15 protein-coding genes are annotated in these 16,351 nt (G+C 69.5%); 4 read left to right on the forward strand and 11 right to left on the reverse strand.

The annotated features are described in order from the left end of the window. Entirely contained in the window at positions 1 to 957 is a 957-nt protein-coding gene (locus EV668_RS19625) for a beta/alpha barrel domain-containing protein (protein ID WP_166652557.1), read from the forward strand. Positions 958 to 1,083: 126 nt separating this feature from the next. Here the strand turns inward: EV668_RS19625 and EV668_RS24905 are convergent, their stop codons facing one another. The 4 genes from EV668_RS24905 to EV668_RS19635 all read right to left on the reverse strand — a co-directional run bounded on the left by EV668_RS24905 (position 1,084) and on the right by EV668_RS19635 (position 5,576). Beyond that, complete coding sequence (locus tag EV668_RS24905; RefSeq protein WP_166652558.1) at positions 1,084 to 1,230, reverse strand: hypothetical protein; 147 nt, start codon at positions 1,228 to 1,230, stop codon at positions 1,084 to 1,086. A 17-nt stretch (positions 1,231 to 1,247) separates the two neighbouring features. Continuing rightward, complete coding sequence (locus EV668_RS24910; RefSeq protein WP_166652559.1) at positions 1,248 to 1,424, reverse strand: hypothetical protein; 177 nt, start codon at positions 1,422 to 1,424, stop codon at positions 1,248 to 1,250. A gap of 86 nt (positions 1,425 to 1,510) precedes the next feature. After that, the gene (locus EV668_RS19630) at positions 1,511 to 3,961 is read right to left on the reverse strand and encodes an ATP-dependent helicase (RefSeq protein ID WP_133773295.1); all 2,451 of its coding nucleotides are present in this window, start codon (positions 3,959 to 3,961) and stop codon (positions 1,511 to 1,513) included. A gap of 85 nt (positions 3,962 to 4,046) precedes the next feature. Beyond that, the gene (locus tag EV668_RS19635; RefSeq protein WP_133773297.1) at positions 4,047 to 5,576 is read right to left on the reverse strand and encodes a hypothetical protein; all 1,530 of its coding nucleotides are present in this window, start codon (positions 5,574 to 5,576) and stop codon (positions 4,047 to 4,049) included. Positions 5,577 to 5,821: 245 nt separating this feature from the next. Here EV668_RS19635 and EV668_RS19640 point away from each other — a divergent pair, with 245 nt between their 5' ends. Further along, the gene (locus tag EV668_RS19640; RefSeq protein WP_133773299.1) at positions 5,822 to 6,079 is read left to right on the forward strand and encodes a hypothetical protein; all 258 of its coding nucleotides are present in this window, start codon (positions 5,822 to 5,824) and stop codon (positions 6,077 to 6,079) included. A gap of 20 nt (positions 6,080 to 6,099) precedes the next feature. On the opposite strand, the gene EV668_RS19645 is transcribed toward EV668_RS19640, so the two are convergent. Next, complete coding sequence (locus EV668_RS19645) at positions 6,100 to 7,992, reverse strand: S9 family peptidase (RefSeq protein ID WP_133773301.1); 1,893 nt, start codon at positions 7,990 to 7,992, stop codon at positions 6,100 to 6,102. 50 nt (positions 7,993 to 8,042) lie between these two features. Further along, the gene (locus EV668_RS19650) at positions 8,043 to 8,528 is read right to left on the reverse strand and encodes a thioesterase family protein (RefSeq protein WP_133773634.1); all 486 of its coding nucleotides are present in this window, start codon (positions 8,526 to 8,528) and stop codon (positions 8,043 to 8,045) included. Between the two features lie 371 nt (positions 8,529 to 8,899). Here EV668_RS19650 and EV668_RS19655 point away from each other — a divergent pair, with 371 nt between their 5' ends. Then, positions 8,900 to 10,306, forward strand: coding sequence for an FAD-linked oxidase C-terminal domain-containing protein (locus EV668_RS19655; RefSeq protein WP_133773303.1), 1,407 nt, complete (start codon positions 8,900 to 8,902; stop codon positions 10,304 to 10,306). Positions 10,307 to 10,339: 33 nt separating this feature from the next. Then, entirely contained in the window at positions 10,340 to 13,864 is a 3,525-nt protein-coding gene (locus EV668_RS19660) for an AsmA family protein (RefSeq protein WP_133773305.1), read from the forward strand. On the opposite strand, the gene EV668_RS19665 is transcribed toward EV668_RS19660, so the two are convergent. Genes EV668_RS19665 through fumC form a run of 5 tightly spaced genes read right to left on the reverse strand, consistent with a single transcriptional unit; the run spans position 13,861 to position 16,303 of the window. Then, entirely contained in the window at positions 13,861 to 14,112 is a 252-nt protein-coding gene (locus tag EV668_RS19665) for a ribbon-helix-helix domain-containing protein (protein ID WP_133773308.1), read from the reverse strand. The two genes, EV668_RS19660 and EV668_RS19665, sit on opposite strands and share 4 nt — an antisense overlap. Beyond that, positions 14,112 to 14,306: a DUF4169 family protein gene (locus EV668_RS19670; RefSeq protein WP_133773310.1), complete on the reverse strand. Its 195-nt coding sequence runs from the start codon at positions 14,304 to 14,306 to the stop codon at positions 14,112 to 14,114. Before EV668_RS19670 ends, EV668_RS19665 begins: the two co-directional genes overlap by 1 nt. Before the next feature lie 2 nt (positions 14,307 to 14,308). Next, positions 14,309 to 14,641: a CcdB family protein gene (locus EV668_RS19675; RefSeq protein ID WP_166652560.1), complete on the reverse strand. Its 333-nt coding sequence runs from the start codon at positions 14,639 to 14,641 to the stop codon at positions 14,309 to 14,311. After that, the gene (locus EV668_RS19680; protein WP_133773314.1) at positions 14,617 to 14,859 is read right to left on the reverse strand and encodes a type II toxin-antitoxin system CcdA family antitoxin; all 243 of its coding nucleotides are present in this window, start codon (positions 14,857 to 14,859) and stop codon (positions 14,617 to 14,619) included. The genes EV668_RS19675 and EV668_RS19680 overlap by 25 nt, the downstream gene beginning before the upstream one ends. 52 nt (positions 14,860 to 14,911) lie before the next feature. Further along, on the reverse strand, positions 14,912 to 16,303 hold the full coding sequence (fumC, locus tag EV668_RS19685) for a class II fumarate hydratase (protein ID WP_133773316.1): 1,392 nt from the start codon (positions 16,301 to 16,303) through the stop codon (positions 14,912 to 14,914). Between the last annotated feature and the right edge of the window lie 48 nt (positions 16,304 to 16,351).

Genomic DNA, 16,351 nt, shown 5'->3' on the forward strand with positions numbered 1-16,351 from the left:
ATGCTCCAGCTTCCGAAAAGCGTGACCGTGGTGGACGTCTCCGCCCGAGACGGGCTGCAGAGCTTCCACCGCTGGGTCGAGACGGATGTGAAGGTGCAGATGGTCGACCGGCTTTCGGCGACCGGCTTTCCCGTCGTCGAGGTCACGAACTTCGCCCATCCGCGCGTCATCCCGCATCTGCGCGACGCCGAGGAGGTGATGGAGCGGATCACCCGGCGGCCCGGCATCGTCTACCGGGCCCAGGCACCGAATGCGCGGGGCGCGGAGCGGGCGGTCGCGACGAAGCCCGGGGAGATCCTCGGCCTCATCACGGCGAGCGAGAGCTACAACCGCAAGAACCAGAACATGACGATCGAGCAGGGCGTCGGCGCCGCGCTCGAAACCTTCCGCGTCGCGGACCGGGCCGGCATCCCCTTCGTGATGGCGGTCGGCATGGCCTATTGGTGCGCCTATGACGGCCCGATCCCGGAGGAGCGGGTGCTCGACATCGTCGGGCGGCTCCGGAACGGCGGCATCCGGCGCTATTATTACGCCGGCTCGCTCGGCGTCGAAGACCCGCGCTCCGTGGGCTCCCTGATCCGCCGGACGCTCGAGACCTATCCCGACGTCGAGATCGGCTTCCACGTCCACAACCTCGCCGGCAACGGGCTCGCCAATATCCTCGCCGCGCTCGATGCGGGCGCGACCTTCATCGAGGGCGCCATCTGCGGCATCGGCGGCGGCATCATGACGCCGACCACGATGGGCGCGGTCGGCAACCTCGCGACCGAGGACGTCGTCCAGTTCCTGAACGAGATGGGGATCGAGACCGGCCTCGATACGAAGGCCGTGCTCGATACGGCCTTCGACGTCGCCGCCCTGCTCGACATCAAGCCGCAGAGCTACGTCTCGGCCGCCGGAACGCGGGCCATGATCATGGAGGATGCGAGGGCGAGCGCCCGTCAGCATCCGGCCTGACCGGCCGGCGTCGCCGCGGGATCGTTCAGAGCATGCTGCGGAAAAGTGGAACCCGGCTTTCCAACAACAGCATGCTTAAACAATAGCTTAGAGCGCGCTGGTGCTTCCGCGGAACAGCAGCGTTCTCTAAGACACCATGGCGAGGACGCGGTTCTCGTTCGGCGGCGCGCGCTCCGCCTCGGCATGGAGCCGGACTCGGTCCCGTCCATCCGCCTTGGCGCGGTAGAGCGCCTCGTCGGCCCGTCTGAAATCGTCTTCGAGCGGGGCCTTCACCGAGCAGGGCGCTCGGCCTAGCGGACGAGATAGACCGAGATCGGCGTCGACACGACGATCGGCGCGAGGGCCGTGAAGACCCAGGCTGTCGCGGGCATGTAGAGCCCGACGAGGTGGGAATAGATCGCCATGAGGCCGACCGAGCCGAGGGCGGAGCACAGCACGGTCGTGACGATCAGACGCGAGCCCGACATGGCGCGTGGTTAGCAGAGTCCGGACCCGGACAGTCGAGCAAATTCCATCGAGCTTGGCAGATTCTCCGCAGGCCTGCGGCGATCGCTCAGCCGTTCGCGTCCACGAAGCTGTCCAGCACCATCTTGCGGCCGGCCTTGTCGAAATCGACGGTGAGCTTGTTGCCGTCGATGGCGGCGACGGTGCCCGGTCCGAACTTGAGGTGCAGGACGCGTGCGCCGATCTCGTAAGGGGAGGGGGAGCCGGTCGATTTGGCCAGGACCTCGCCTTCGATGAGCTGCGGCGAGGGTCGTCCCCGGCCGCCCGGCCCCCGGCGGCCCGCCTGGAAGGGACCTGCGAAGCCGGAGCCGTTTTCGGAGAACCCGCCGCCGCCACGCCAATCGTTGTCGGGGTCGCGGGCCGCTTCGGCAGCCCGCGCCTGGGCGCGCTGCCAGCCGGGCGTCTGGTAGGAGGAGGCGAAGGGCGTCATGCCCTCGAAGCGCGAGGCCGTGCGGCCGGAATAGGCGGCCGGTGCCTCCCGGACCTCGACGTTCTCCTCCGGCAATTCGTCGATGAATCGCGAGGGGATGGTGGCGTTCCAGAGGCCGTGGATGCGCCGGTTCGAGGCGAAGTAGATATGGGCCCGGCGCTTGGCGCGGGTGAGCCCGACATGGGCGAGGCGGCGCTCCTCCTCCAGCCCGGCCCGGCCGTTCTCGTCGAGCGCGCGCTGCGAGGGGAACAGGCCTTCCTCCCAGCCCGGCAGGAAGACAGTCTCGAATTCGAGGCCCTTGGCGGCGTGCAGCGTCATCAGCGAGACGCGCTCCTGGTCGCCGTCCTCGTTCGCATCCATGACGAGCGAGATGTGTTCGAGGAAGGCCGGCAGGTCCGGGAACTCCTCCATGGAGCGCACGAGTTCCTTGAGGTTCTCGAGCCGCCCCTGCGCGTCGGCCGATTTCTCCTTGGCCCACATGTCGGTGTAGCCGGATTCCTCGAGGATCGTCTGGGCGAGCTCGTGATGGGGCGTCTTCTCCATCGCCGTCCGCCAGCGGTCGAACTGCGCCATCAGGCTCCGCAGGGAGCGCCGGGGCGCGGGCTTCATCTCGTCGGATTCGACGAGATAGCGCGCGGCCTGCATCAGCGGCACCCGGGCGCGCCGGGCATGGGCGTGGAGGAGGGCCACGGCCGCATCGCCGAGGCCGCGCTTCGGGGTGTTGACGATGCGCTCGAAGGCGAGGTCGTCGGCCGGCTGGGCCGTCGCGCGCAGATAGGCGAGGGCGTCGCGGATCTCGGCCCGCTCGTAGAAGCGCGGGCCGCCGATGACGCGGTACGGCAGGCCGAGCGTGACGAAGCGGTCCTCGATCTCGCGCATCTGGGCGGAGATGCGCACCAGCACCGCGACCTCGGAGAGGTTCTCCTTGCGGGAATGGAGCGCCTCGATCTCCTCGCCGATCTGTCGCGCCTCCTCCTCGGAATCCCAGGCCCCGGTGACGCTGACGCGCTCGCCCGGCTCGTCGTCCGTGCGCAGCGTCTTGCCGAGCCGGTCCTTGTTCTTGGCGATGAGCCCCGAGGCGGCGGAGAGGATATGGGCGGTCGAGCGGTAGTTGCGCTCGAGCCGGATCACGACCGCGCCCGGAAAATCGTGATCGAAGCGCAGGATGTTGTCGACCTCGGCGCCCCGCCAGCCATAGATCGACTGGTCGTCGTCGCCGACGCAGCAGACGTTCTTGCGGGCCTGGGCGAGGAGGCGCAGCCACAGATACTGCGCGACGTTCGTGTCCTGGTACTCGTCGACCAGCATGTAGCGGAAGCGCTGCTGATATTGCTCCAGCACGTCCGGATTCTCGCGCCACAGGCGCAGGCATTCGAGCAGGAGATCGCCGAAATCGACCGCGTTCAGCGTCTTCAGACGGTCCTGATAGGCTTGGTAGAGCCCCGTGCCGCGCCCGTTCGCGAAGGCCGCGGCCTCGCCCGGCGGCACGTCCTTTGGCGTCAGGCCCCGGTTCTTCCAGCCGTCGATGAAGGAAGCGAGCTGGCGCGCCGGCCAGCGCTTCTCGTCGATGTTCTCGGCCGTGATGACCTGTTTCAGCAACCGGAGCTGATCGTCCACCCCGAGGATGGTGAAGTCCGAACGCAGGCCGACGAGCTCGGCATGGCGCCGCAGGATCTTGGTGCCGATGGCGTGGAAGGTGCCGAGCCAGGGCATGCCTTCGCCTGCCGGCCCGACGAGATGGGCGACGCGCTCCTTCATCTCGCGCGCGGCCTTGTTGGTGAAGGTCACGGCAAGGATGCCGGACGGCCAGGCGAGGCCCGTCGCGATGAGATGGGCGATGCGGGTCGTCAGGACCCGCGTCTTGCCGGTGCCCGCGCCCGCGAGGACGAGGACGGGCCCCTCGGTCGTCTCGACCGCCTGGCGCTGCTCGGCATTGAGGCCGGAGAGGTAATCGGTCGCCGGACGATGGTCCGCCGGCACCGCGGCCGCGCGCGCCCGCTCGCTGATCGTGAGGGGGCGGACGGATTCTCCGGCTTCGGGCGGCGTCGGCAACGCGTGGGCGCGACTCATGCCCCTTCCTGATCCAAAACCATGGCGCCGTCGAGGCTGAGCGCCGCGCTGTCCGCTCTCGTCCACCGGTACGGGCGGCGTTCTCTCAGCGGGTTCGGGCGGGTCCGACGATCCGGTAGAGCGTGAAGCGGCTATCCGACGAGATGGGGGACAGGAGATGCGGAAGCGGGTTCGCGGCGACGGGCCCCAGCGGAGAGAGGAGATAGAGGTACTCGAAATCCCGAACCCAATGCCGCAGGTGGTCCGCGATCGGAATCGACGCATCGGGACGGACCAGAAACTCCTTCAACACGCTCAGCGACGGCGGGTCGCTGTCGGGCACCGAGAGGCGCCTTACGTCCGGGGCAGGACGGATGGGCTGCTTTCCCGGATGCATGAACAGCGTCGGCACGAAGGCATTGGCTTCGAGGATCGCGAGCGTCGGGAGGTGATGGATCGGCAGGTCCCACAGCCGTGAGGTCAGGCCGCGCCTGTCGGCCTCGTCATAGGCCGACAGGACTCTCGCGCCGCGCGGCAGGGTGGCGGCGGAGGCGAGGAAAGCCCGATAGGTCGAGGAATAGGCGGATTGGTTCCACGTGACGATCGACAGATTGAGGGCGAGAAGAAGCCCCAAGGCGATCCGCGTGCCCGTTTGCGCGGCGCGGTCTCGGAAGCGGATCTCGACGAAGGCGGGCAGGATGAGGGCCGCAGCGAGGGGGACGCGGATATCGACCAGCGCCGAATCCAGAAGCCTGTGCGGCATCAGGAGGTAAAGGACGACGAAGCCTGCCGCGAGAAGGGGGCCGGCGCCGATCGATCGGAGCTCTCCCCGGCGTGCCAGGAGCCAGCCTCCGCCTGCGATCGCGACGAGGATCGTGAGCGAGACGGGACGCGAGAACCCATTGGCTGCGATTCCAAACAACAGCTTCGATGCCGGCGACCACAGTGTCGTCTGGGCACCGACCGACGCCCCCGACAGGAGCGTGATCGCGAACAGGGCAGCCGGGGGCAGGACGAGCGCGAGGACGATCCATGATCGCTGCGACAGAGGGATGCGTTCCTGCCGCCAGCGCCACAATTCGTAGAGGCCGATGGCCCAGCCATAGAGGCCGAGAGCGAAGAGATGGCTCACAAACAGAACCAGGCACGCGAGCGCATGCCATGCCAACGCTCCGCCAAGCGTTCGCCTCGTCTGCCGGATCCACATGGCGAAGGCGAGAAGCGCAAGCCCGAGGCCAAACTGGAAGTTGAGAAAGCTCCACGCAAACGGGGGCGCGTAGAGGAAAAGAACCGCGGCGTAGCCCGCCCACGCGATGCGCCCCTTCACGGCAAGGTCGAGCGACACGGCGCCACCGATGACGAGCGCCTGGCTTACGATCAGGAACAGGAGGGTCGCGGCTTCAATTCCGACGAGGCGGCCAAGCGGCGGCACGATCGCGTCCATCGCGAGGTTCGGTACGAAGGACCAAACGACCTCGTAATGGGGATTGGCGTCCGGCGTCCCGTCCCGCATCAGGATCGACATGCGCGCGAGGTGGTTGGGATAGTCGAGCAGCGCCGGCACCGGTCCCGCGACAAGCATCGGGGCGATAGCGATCACGACGAGGAGCGCGAGGCCAAGGGCCGGACGATCCATCCAGGGAGGCGTCGGTGCCGCCGAGCAAGGGGTGAACCGAGTCATCGCCTCATCGAAACCCTGCGGCGTCCTCCCGCGCGGTGTGAGGCATGATCGGCCGGATTGCTGAACGAATCGCCATTAGCCGATGTCGGTCAGCCGGCGTTCAGGGCGCGGCCGTCACGGGCGAGACGAACCGACGCGGCAGGTGGCGTTGACCGCGCGTCCAGCCAGCACCACTTTCGACCGCAAGGAGCCGTTTCATCATGCGTCTTTTCGTTGCGGCGGCCGCATTGGCCGGTGGACTCGCCTTTTCCTTCGGCGCCTCCGCTCAATACGATTCGGCGGCGAGCCGGGCCGAGAACCAGGTCGGATCGATCAACCGCTCGATCACGACGCAGGAGCGCGGCCGGGCCCTTCAGCAGCAGAACCAGTTCGAGACGAACGCGATCCGCAACCAGATCACGCGTCCGGCCCCGCCGCCGCTCGTGCCGAGCCCGATGGCCGCGCCTCTGCGGCGCTGAGCGCGGCACGCCGAGCGGGATCAGGCCCGCGGCGGGTCGTCCCGGATGATCTGCATCGTCGTCCCCACCGTCTCGTCTGCCCGTCCGGGTTCTGCCCGGCCGCCGAGATGGCGTGCGAGGAAGGCTTCCGTGCGCTCGTTGAACGCCAGCCGGTTCGGGGGGCGCACGAAGCCGTGGCCTTCGTCCGGGAACAGCAGATAGGTGACGGGGACGCCCTTCGCCGTCATGGCCTCCACCATCTGGTCGGACTCGGCCTGTTTCACCCGCGGATCGTTCGCGCCCTGCGCGATCAGCAGCGGCGCGCGGATGCGGTCGGCGTGATGGACGGGTGAGCGGTCGCGGATCAGCGCCATCCCCTCCTCGGTATCGGGGTCGCCGATCGCCCGCACGAGCTGCGCACGGAAGGATTCCCAATAGGGCGGGACGGTCTTCAGCAGCGTGTCGAGGTTGGCCGGGCCGACGATATCGACGCCGCACGCATAGAGGTCCGGGTTGCGCGTCATCGCGGCGAGGACGGCGTAGCCGCCGTAGCTCCCGCCCATGATCGCGATCCGCTTCGGATCCGCGACGCCCTCCGCGATCGCCCAATCGACGGCGTCCAGGAGGTCGTCGTCCATGCGCCGGCCCCATTCGCGGTCGCCCGCATTGACGAAGCTCTTCCCGAACCCCGTCGAGGCGCGGAAATTCACGCTCAGCACGGCGTAGCCGCGATCGGCGAGCCACTGGTGGTAGACGTTGAAGCCGAAGGCGTCGCGCCCCCAAGGCCCGCCATGGACGAGGAGGACGAGCGGGCCGGGCGATGACGCACCGAGCGGCCGGGTGAGATAGGAGACGAGGCCGAGCCCGTCCCGCGCGCGGATCGTGAGCGCGCGCATCGGCGCAAGCGGCAGGCCGTCGAGTTCTGGCCGTCCGGTGCCGAGATCGGTGAGACGGCGCGCCTCGCGATCGTAGAGCCAGGTCCGGCCGGGCCGCGTATCCGAATCGGCGGCGACGACCCAAAGGCGGTCGTCCTCCGTGCGTCCGGCAAGGCGCCAGTCGCCGATGGGTTGCCCGTCGAGAAAGGCGAGATCGCCGGCGATGCGCTCGTCGAGGGCATGCCAGCGGCTGCGCTCGTGGTTCACCGCATAGGCCAGGGGCTCGAACGTCTCGACGTCGTGGATCACGGCGCCGACATCCGCTTCGTCATGCGCGGCCAGCACCGCGGCCTCGCCGCTCGCGACGTCGATGCGGGTCAGGGCCGCCGTGTCGCGGCCCCGGCTGTCGCGGCAGAACAGGACGCGGCCCGAGGCGTCGAGGTGGTCGGGTCCCGACACGCGGGTGTCTTCCGCGTCGAAGACGAGCCAGCTCGTCCAGGCGTCGCCGTCCCGCTTCAGCACCTCGGACGAGCCGTCCGGATGGGGCTGGACGGCGAAATGGACGGCATAGTCCTCGTCGGTCACGAAGCCCAGGAAGCCCGGATTCTCCTGGATCAGCCGGCGTTCGCCCGTGGCGAGATCGACGATGTGGAGGTCGTGGAAGCGCGGGTCGCGGTCGTTGAGCGCGACCAGGATCTCGCCGCGCCGGATGCGACTGACGCCGACGACATGGGCGGCGACGCCGTCGATCGGGGTGAGGTCGCGGCTCTCGCCGAGATCGGGGTCGACGGCATAGACGTGATAATTCTCATCGCCCTCGCGGTCCTGGACATAGACGAGGTGCCGGCCGTCATAGGTCCAGAAATAGGCGATGATCCCCCGGCCCTTGTCCTGCGTGACGGGCTTCGCGGCCGCGAGGTCGTCCGTCGGGGCGACCCAGACGTTCAGCACGTCGTCGAGCGGTGCGAGCCAGGCGAGCCGGCTGCCGTCGGGGCTGATCTGGTACGAGGCGCGGACCGGATTGCCGAAGAGATGGCGGCGGGGGATGAGATCTTTCATGGGGCCTCTTGGTTTCGGTGTCGCGCCGTCCTTGGAGCCCGGATGCGTCATCACTGAGACGCGGTCTCGTCCGGCTGCTTGTCCACGGCCCGCGACCGGAGGCCGATCGATCGCCCGAGGCCGGCGGGACGCGGCAGCCGGCCATGCTCCGCTTTCATGGCGGCGAGGTTGGCGAGGATGTCCTCGGGGAAGGGGACGACACGCCGCTCGGTCATGTCGACATGAAGGAACAGCTTCTCGCAGGTCGCCGAGATCCAACCTTCGGTCGCGTGCCGGATCTCGAGATAGGCGTGGATGCGCTTCTCGTCGTGGTCGACCAACTGCACGGTCACGCGGACGGGCTGGTCGACGGTAAGCTCCCGGCGGTAGACGGCATGGATTTCGGCGGTGAAATACGAGCAGCCGCGCGTCGCGATATAGTCGGGGCCGAGCCCGGTCAGGGCGAATGCCTCGTCGACGGCCCGGTCGAACAGCACGATGTAATAGGCCATGTTGAGATGGCCGTTATAGTCGATCCAGGCAGGCTCGACCCGCATCGTGCTGGACACGAAGGGCGCGAAGACGAAAATCGGCGCCCTGGATTCCCCGTTCAACCGCCCGATCCTCTCGACCGCCGCACCGCGCGACGCTTCCTTTCATTCACAATAAGTTGAGACCGGATGAAAGTGCGAAGCGGCACCAAGGCCCTCGATTCGTTCGCCTAAAGTGAATCGCACGTCTCCATGAGGGGATCGCGCCGTCCCGGCATGCGCATTTTCGTCGCGAGGCGGCTCCACCGCCCGCGAAAATCGTCTAGGCTGCCGCGAGAGATGGCCGGCCTCGGGAGGGCGGGCCCGGAACGGCGAAGATCGGCATGTCGGCATACCCGATGGCAATGCATCCCTCGGCTGACGCCCAGGACGAGGCCATGCGCTCGCCGCAGCGGTCCCGGCCCGATGAGGCGACGGTCGCGCGGGTGACGCTCGAACTCCAGCGGCGTTTCGGCAACAGGGTCGTGACGAGCCTCGCGGTGCGCCAGCAGCATGCGCATACGACGACCTGGATTCCCGCAGAAGCGCCGGATGTCGTCGTCTTCCCGCAGAGCACCGACGAGGTGGCCGAGATCGTCCGGCTCTGCGCGGCCGAGGCGATGCCCGTGATCCCCTTCGGCGTCGGCACATCGCTCGAAGGCCATCTGAACGCCCCCTTCGGAGGCGTCTCGATCGATACCAGCCAGATGAAGGCGATCGTCGCGGTCCATCCCGAGGATCTCGACGTGGTCGTCCAGCCCGGCGTGACGCGCAAGGAGCTGAACGAATACCTGCGCGACACGGGGCTCTTCTTCCCGATCGACCCGGGCGCCGACGCCACCATCGGCGGGATGGCCGCGACGCGCGCCTCCGGCACCAATGCCGTCCGCTACGGCACCATGAAGGAGAACGTCCTCGCGCTGAAGGTCGTAGGGCCGACCGGCGAGGTCATCCGGACGGGCTCGCGGGCGCGAAAGAGCTCCGCCGGCTACGACCTCACGCGCCTCTTCGTCGGCTCCGAGGGAACGCTCGGGGTCATCACCGAGATCACGCTCCGCCTCGCCGGCATCCCCGAGGCGATCTCCGGCGGCACCTGCTCGTTCCCGAGCGTCAAGGCCGCCTGCGACGCCGTCATCCTCACCATCCAATGCGGGCTGCCCATCGCCCGCATCGAATTGCTGGACGAGGTGCAGGTCAGGGGCGTCAACGCCTATTCGAAGCTCTCGCTGCCCGAGACGCCGCTCCTGCTCTTCGAATTCCATGGCACCGAGGCCGGGGTGAAGGAGCAGGCCGAGCGCTTCGGCGAGATCGCCGCCGAATGCGGGGGCACGGGCTTTCGCTTCTCGACCGATCCCGAGGAGCGCTCGAAGCTCTGGCAGGCCCGGCACGACGTCTATTGGGCCTCGCTCGGCCTGCGGCCCGGCGCGAAGGGCGTCGCGAGCGACGTCTGCGTGCCGATCTCGCGCCTCGCCGAGTGCCTTGCGGAGACGAAGGAGGATATCGAGCGTTCCGGCATGATCGCGCCGATCGCCGGTCATGTCGGCGACGGCAATTTCCACGTCATGCCGCTCGTGATGATGGAGGATCCGGCGGAGGTCGAGCGGACGGAGGCCTTCATGCACCGGCTCGTCGAGCGGGCGATGCGGATGGAGGGCACCTGCACCGGCGAGCACGGTGTCGGATCGGGCAAGATGAAGTATCTGAAGGCCGAACATGGCGTCCCGGCGATCGAGATGATGAAGCTGCTCAAACGCTCGATCGATCCCGACGACATCATGAATCCCGGCAAGATCGTCGCCGTTTGACCAGAGGCGGAACCACGCCGGAGGCGGCATTCGGTGCGTGATGTCCTGACCATCCTCGCGGGGCTGGTGATCGCGGTGCTCGTCGCCGCGCTCGCGGTGCCGCCTCTGCTCGACTGGACGGCCTACCGATCCTGGGTCGATCGCGGAATCGCGCGTGCGACGGGCCAGGAGGCGCGGACGGAAGGGCCGCTCGACATCCGGCTCCTGCCGACGCCGCGCATCCGCATCCGGCGCCTGCAACTCGGCTCGTTCGAGCCCGAATCGCCCTCCCTCGACGCCTGGTATCTCAGGGCCGAAATCGCGTTGACCCCGCTTCTGACTGGGGAGGTGCGCTTCCTCGATACCCGGATAGGTCGGGCCGAGATCAAGCTGCCGACCGGCGCCGGCGGCGATTGGCGCGTCCCGGAGCGCTTCCTCGAAGAGGCGTCGCGTCGCCGGTCCTGGGTGTTCGAGGACCTGTTCGTCCATCAGTTGCTCGTGACGACGGCCGATCCCGCGACCGGCCGCACCGATCAGGTCTATGGCGAGCGCGTCCATATCCAGGCCCAGTCGCTCGCCGGACCCTGGCGCTTCGACGGCACGGCGGGCGGCCGTCCCTTCGAGATCGCGCTGGGAGAGATCACGGCCGAGCGGACGGCGGCCATCAAGTTCGGCCGCGGCGGGGGCGGCGCGCCGCGTCTCGACATCGACGGCCAGATCACGCTCGAGTCGCGCCCTGGCGGAAGCTTCCGGCCCCTCCTCGTCGGGACCGGCCGATACCAGACGACCAAGGCCCCGGCCAAACCCGCCGGCGGGCCTGCCGAGACCGCAGCAGCGGATCCCCTGCCGCTGCGCGCGCAGGCCGATATCCGCGCGAGCGGCCGCGTGGCCGAACTCGCCAACGTGGCCGTCGAAGCCGGGGACGGCGCCGGAGCGGTGCGGCTGACGGGAGAGGGGCGCTACCGGCTGGACGATCCCAATCTCAGCCTCACGCTCGCGGCGCGCCGGCTCGACCTTGCAGCCTTCAGGCAGGCGAACGGAGCCGGCCTCGCATCGCTGCCGTGGCGGAGCGGGGCGCGGCTGCCGCTCGACCTGTCGCTCCGGCTGGACAGCCTCGCGGTCGGTGCGGACGAGGATCTGACGGGTCTGTCGCTGTCCCTCTCGATCGATGGCGAGCGAGGAGCGATCCGATCGTTCGAGGCCTCCGGTCCGGGGCGGTCGACGCTGCGCGCGGAGGGGAATTTCTGGCTCGGCCTCGCGCCCGGCCTCACCGCGAGCCTCGCCTTCGGCGCGGGCGACGGCGAGCGCTTCGCGCGGGCCCTCGAGGGTGTCGGTCTTCGGGGAGCCGCCGGGCTGCTCGAGCCGAGTCCCGTCGAGGGGGCGGCCGATCTCGCCATCGCCGATCCGGTCGTATCCCTGCGCAATCTGCGCCTGGTGCAAGGGAGCCGCCGGTTGTCCGGCACCGTGCGTTACACGGAAGCGGAAGCCGGGGCGCGGCCCCGGCTGGATGCCCAGCTCGCCGTCGAGGGCCTCGACGTCGCGGCCCTCCCGGCCGGCGCGCCGCTCTTCGCGCTGGCGCGGGGCCATGATCTCGGGCTCGCGATCGATGCGCGCAACGTCGTCCATGACGGCCGCCCAGGCGGGCATATCTCGGGCCGGTTGCTCACGCGGGGCTCCGAGATCGCGCTCGATTCGCTGGAGGTGAGAGGCCTCGCGGGCGCCGAGGCCTCTCTGTCCGGCCGGATAGCGCCCGACGGAGCCGGCCGCATCGAAGGGCGCCTCACGGCGCCGCGCGCAGCGCCGCTTCTCGATCTCTTCGGTCAGGCCTGGCTCGGAGGATTGGCCGGGCTGGTGCCTCGGCAGATCCGGGACGATGCCGTCGACCTTCGCCTCGACCTGGAACAGGCTCGGCTCGGCCCGGGCTCTGCGCCCTCGATCCGGACACGGCTCGAGGGCAGCCTCGCCGGCGGACCGTTCGAGGCGATGACGCGGGTCACCGGCGGCTCGCTCGCCGAACTCGCCATTCGGGCGGAGGGCGAGAACTGGCTCGGCGCGCCGACCGGCGCCGGCGGGGACCGCATCACCCTCTCCGGCCGCCGCGACCCCGACGGTCGGCTCGCCGTGACCCTGGCAGGCGAGGCGGCGGGCCTTGCCGTGACGACGGAGAAGCCGCTCCGGCTCGGCTCGGCCGACGACAGCGTCGACGAGGGCGTGCTGGCCATCAGCGGCCCGGACGCGACGCCTCTCCTGGCGCGCCTCGGGCTGCCCCCCACCGGCGACAAGGTGCCGGTCGCCATGACGGGGACCCTGGCCCGCAAGGACGGTGCCCTGCTGACCTTCTCGGGGCGCATCGCTGAGAGGCGCGTCTCCGGCGAATTGTCCGGCCTGGCGGCGGGCGAAATCCGAGGCAGTGCGAGCGTCGAGCGCCTGTCGCTCCCGTGGCTTGCGTCAGCGCTCGCGCTCGGCCCGAGCAGCCCGGCGGCCGCAGGCTCGGTCTGGCCCTCCGCCCGGTTCGGCGCTCCGGCCAGCTTGTCCCGGCCGCTGTCGTTGAACGTCCGGGCGACGGAACTCGATCTCGGATCCGGCTTCGTCGGTCGTGACGTGGGCTTCGGCCTGAATGCGGGCGGCGACGGCCTGCGGATCTCCCGCCTCGATACGCGGATCGGCGAGGCGCGGTTGCGCGGCGATCTCGCCATCGACCGCCAGGGCGGGCTCGCCTCGGTGACGGGGGAGGGCGTCGTCGAAGGCCTGCCCCTGTCCGGGATGCTGGGCGCGGCCTTCGGGTCCGGACGTCTGACCGCCAAGCTGCGCTTCGGGAGCTCGGGCGAGAGCCTCGCGGGTCTCGTCGCCAATCTCGCCGGCGCGGGCGAGGTCTCCGTGGACGGGCTTCGCGTCGAGGGTGCCGATCCCGCCGCGCCCGGCCGGGTCGCAGCGCGCGTGCTGCGCACGGACGATCCGCTGACGGCGCAGCGCTGGCAGCCGATCCTCGCGGAGGAGCTCGGCCGCGCCCCGCTCGTCGCGGGCGGTGCCGTCGCTGCCGGCGGAGCCCTCACGGGCGGCAGCCTGCGGCTCAGTCCGGTGCGGATCGATGCCGAAGGCGGAAGCTGGCAGGGCTCCGTGACGCTTGATCTGCGCGGGCTTTCGCTCGATGCACGAGGCGTCCTTCAGTCGAAGGAGGGACCGCGCAACTGGAGCGGGCCGCCGCCGATGCTCGGCCTCGCCTGGTCCGGACCTCTGGCGAAGCCCGCCCGCAGCATCGAGCCCGGCCCCCTGGTGAACGGCCTCGCGACCAACATCCTGACGCGCGAACTCGATCGGGTCGACACGTTCGAGCAGGATGCCGTGGAGCGCCAGCGCCGCAATTCGCGCGCCGAGATGGACCGCCAGCGACGTGCCGACGAGGCGCGGCGCCTGGAAGAGGCCCGCCGCGCACGCGAGGAGGCTCGCCGAGCGGAGGAGGCCAGGAAGGCGGACGAGGCGCGGCGCGCCGAGGAGGCACGGCGGGCCCGCGAGGCTCCATCGCTGCCGCCGCCACCCGCCCGTCCATCGACGCCGGAGATGGCGCCGAATCCGGGCTAGGGCCGCTGCGCTCCTGCGCGCAGGGCCGCGAGGACGTGCAGCCGCAGAGCCGACGACAGGTTGCCGGTGCCGCGCCCCGCATCGATCTCGGCTACGAGCGCGCCGAGGGAGAGGCCGCGCTCCCGCGCGATCTCCCCGAGCGCGTCCCAGAACTCCGCCTCCAGCGAGACGCTGGTCCGGTGCCCCGCGATGGTGACGGAGCGCTTGGCGATCCCTCCGGCCGGCCCGTTCCCCGAGACGGCGCCCATCAGGTGTCGTCGGAGCCGGGCTCGCCCAGCCGATGGCCGTCGAGCCGCTTCGCCGCGAGTTCGGCGGCCGCCTCGGACCGGTCGCGCTCGGCCTTGGATCGTCCGAACTTGTGCCGGTTCGCATCGGCCTCGGCCGCGGCATCCGAGCGGGCTTTCGCCTTGCGGGCACGGCGCAGATTGATGATTTCGGCCATGCTCAGACACCCGCGAAGATTTGATCGATGCCACGCATGACAGCGTCGTGCACGTCGACGGTTCCAGAGGGTTCGCTCAAAGACGAGATGTCGATCGTCATCAGCTCGTAGAGGCATAGCCGGTAGCGTCGGCCACCGAACGCGACTTCGGGAGCGATCCGCCCGATCGCGTCTGCCTCGGTCAGCGAAAGCAGCGGCGCCACGATCCGCGTTCGAAGATCGGACAGGAGGTCGTGCTGCAGCACGACGACAAGCCGGCCGGAGAGTGTTCCGGAGCGGCCCTTGAGCCGACACACCGAAAACTGGCGCATCAGAAACGCCGGTACTCGTCGCACCAGAGCCCGTCACGCTCGACGCGTTCATTCGAGCGGCGGATCGCCTCGGCATTCTCCTCGCGCCAGCGCCGCGCCTTCTCGGCGGCGACGCTCTCGCGGAGCGCGTCCTCCATGACGCCCGCCGCGTCGAGGCCGAGCGCTTTCGCGTCGGCCATCAGGGCGCCGTCGAGCTGAAGCTCGACGGCCTCGCGCTGGACGGGCTGGCGCCGGAGGTTCATGGGCGGAGATTAGCCCCGCCTCCCACGACCGGCAATGTGGCTTGAAGCGATCTCAGCTCGGCGCCAGCATGTCCTCGGCCCGGACGACGCGGTCGAATTCCTCGGCCGTGACGTGGCCCGATTTCAGGGCCTCTTCCTTCAGCGTCGTGCCGTTCTTGTGCGCGGCCTTCGCGATCGCGGCGGCCTTGTCGTAGCCGATCGAGGGAGCGAGGGCGGTCACGAGCATCAGCGAGCGGCCGAGAAGCTCGGTGATCTTGTCGCGATTCGCCTTGATGCCGACGACGCAATTGTCGGTGAAGCTGATGGAGGCGTCGGCGATGAGCCGGATCGATTGCAGCACGGCGTAGCCGATCACCGGCTTGAAGACGTTCAGCTCGAAATGGCCCTGGCTGCCGGCCATCGCGACCGTCGTGCCGTTGCCCGTCACCTGGCAGCAGACCATGGTGAGCGCCTCGCACTGGGTGGGGTTCACCTTGCCCGGCATGATCGAGGAGCCCGGCTCGTTCTCCGGCAGCGACAGCTCGCCGAGACCCGAGCGCGGGCCGGATCCGAGGAAGCGGATGTCGTTGGCGATCTTGAAGAGGCTCGCCGCGATCGTCGTCAGCGCACCTTGCGTGAAGACCATGGCGTCGTGCGAGGCGAGAGCCTCGAACTTGTTCTCGGCGGACACGAAGGGCAGCTTCGTCAGTTCGGCGACCTTGGCCGCGAAGGCGTCGGCGAAGCGGGGATGGGCGTTGAGGCCCGTGCCGACCGCCGTGCCGCCCTGGGCGAGGGCGTAGATCCCGGGAAGCGTCGCCTCGATCCGGCCGATGCCGAGCTGGACCTGCATGGCGTAGCCCGAGAATTCCTGCCCGAGCGTGACCGGCGTCGCGTCCTGCGTGTGCGTGCGGCCGATCTTGATGACGTCGGCGAATTCCTTGGCCTTGGCGTCGAGCGCCTTGTGCAGGTGGCGCAGGGCCGGCAGCAGCCGGTCGTTGATCTCGCGCGCCGTCGCGATGTGCATCGCGGTCGGGAAGACGTCGTTCGACGACTGCCCGCGATTGACGTGGTCGTTCGGGTGGACGGGAGACTTGCCGCCGCGCTTGCCGCCGAGGGATTCGTTCGCGAGGCTGGCGATGACCTCGTTGGCGTTCATGTTCGACTGGGTGCCCGAGCCCGTCTGCCAGACGACCAGCGGGAACTCGTCGTCGTACTTGCCGGCAACGACGCCCGCCGCGGCCGCCGCGACGGCATCGGCGACGGTCCCGTCGACCTCGCCGAGGTCCTTGTTCACCAAAGCTGCCGCCTGTTTCACCATGCCGAGCGCATGGACGAGCGGGGCGGGCATCCGCTCGCCGCCGATCTTGAAGTTCTGCAGCGAGCGCTGCGTCTGCGCTCCCCAGAACCGGTCGGCGGGGACCTCGATCGGCCCGAAGGTATCGCTCTCGGTGCGGGTGGCTGTCATCGCTGGCTCCGTTTTCCGCCCGGGGAGGTGTCCGAACGGAGCGACGGC

Origin of the sequence: Enterovirga rhinocerotis, from assembly GCF_004363955.1 — a bacterium.
Taxonomy (GTDB): Bacteria; Pseudomonadota; Alphaproteobacteria; order Rhizobiales; family Beijerinckiaceae; genus Enterovirga; species Enterovirga rhinocerotis.

Bases quoted from the DNA above. Each gene is read 5' to 3' on its own strand.
- EV668_RS19625 (WP_166652557.1), top strand. From the start codon at position 1: ATGCTCCAGCTTCCGAAAAGCGTGACCGTGGTGGACGTCTCCGCCCGA.
- EV668_RS19670 (WP_133773310.1), bottom strand. From the start codon at position 14,306: ATGGCCGAAATCATCAATCTGCGCCGTGCCCGCAAGGCGAAAGCCCGC.
- EV668_RS19655 (WP_133773303.1), top strand. From the start codon at position 8,900: ATGCGCTCGCCGCAGCGGTCCCGGCCCGATGAGGCGACGGTCGCGCGG.
- EV668_RS19635 (WP_133773297.1), bottom strand. From the start codon at position 5,576: ATGGATCGTCCGGCCCTTGGCCTCGCGCTCCTCGTCGTGATCGCTATC.
- EV668_RS19630 (WP_133773295.1), bottom strand. From the start codon at position 3,961: ATGAGTCGCGCCCACGCGTTGCCGACGCCGCCCGAAGCCGGAGAATCC.
- EV668_RS19665 (WP_133773308.1), bottom strand. From the start codon at position 14,112: ATGGGCGCCGTCTCGGGGAACGGGCCGGCCGGAGGGATCGCCAAGCGC.
- fumC (WP_133773316.1), bottom strand. From the start codon at position 16,303: ATGACAGCCACCCGCACCGAGAGCGATACCTTCGGGCCGATCGAGGTC.
- EV668_RS19680 (WP_133773314.1), bottom strand. From the start codon at position 14,859: ATGAACCTCCGGCGCCAGCCCGTCCAGCGCGAGGCCGTCGAGCTTCAG.
- EV668_RS19650 (WP_133773634.1), bottom strand. From the start codon at position 8,528: ATGCGGGTCGAGCCTGCCTGGATCGACTATAACGGCCATCTCAACATG.
- EV668_RS19640 (WP_133773299.1), top strand. From the start codon at position 5,822: ATGCGTCTTTTCGTTGCGGCGGCCGCATTGGCCGGTGGACTCGCCTTT.
- EV668_RS24910 (WP_166652559.1), bottom strand. From the start codon at position 1,424: ATGTCGGGCTCGCGTCTGATCGTCACGACCGTGCTGTGCTCCGCCCTC.
- EV668_RS19645 (WP_133773301.1), bottom strand. From the start codon at position 7,992: ATGAAAGATCTCATCCCCCGCCGCCATCTCTTCGGCAATCCGGTCCGC.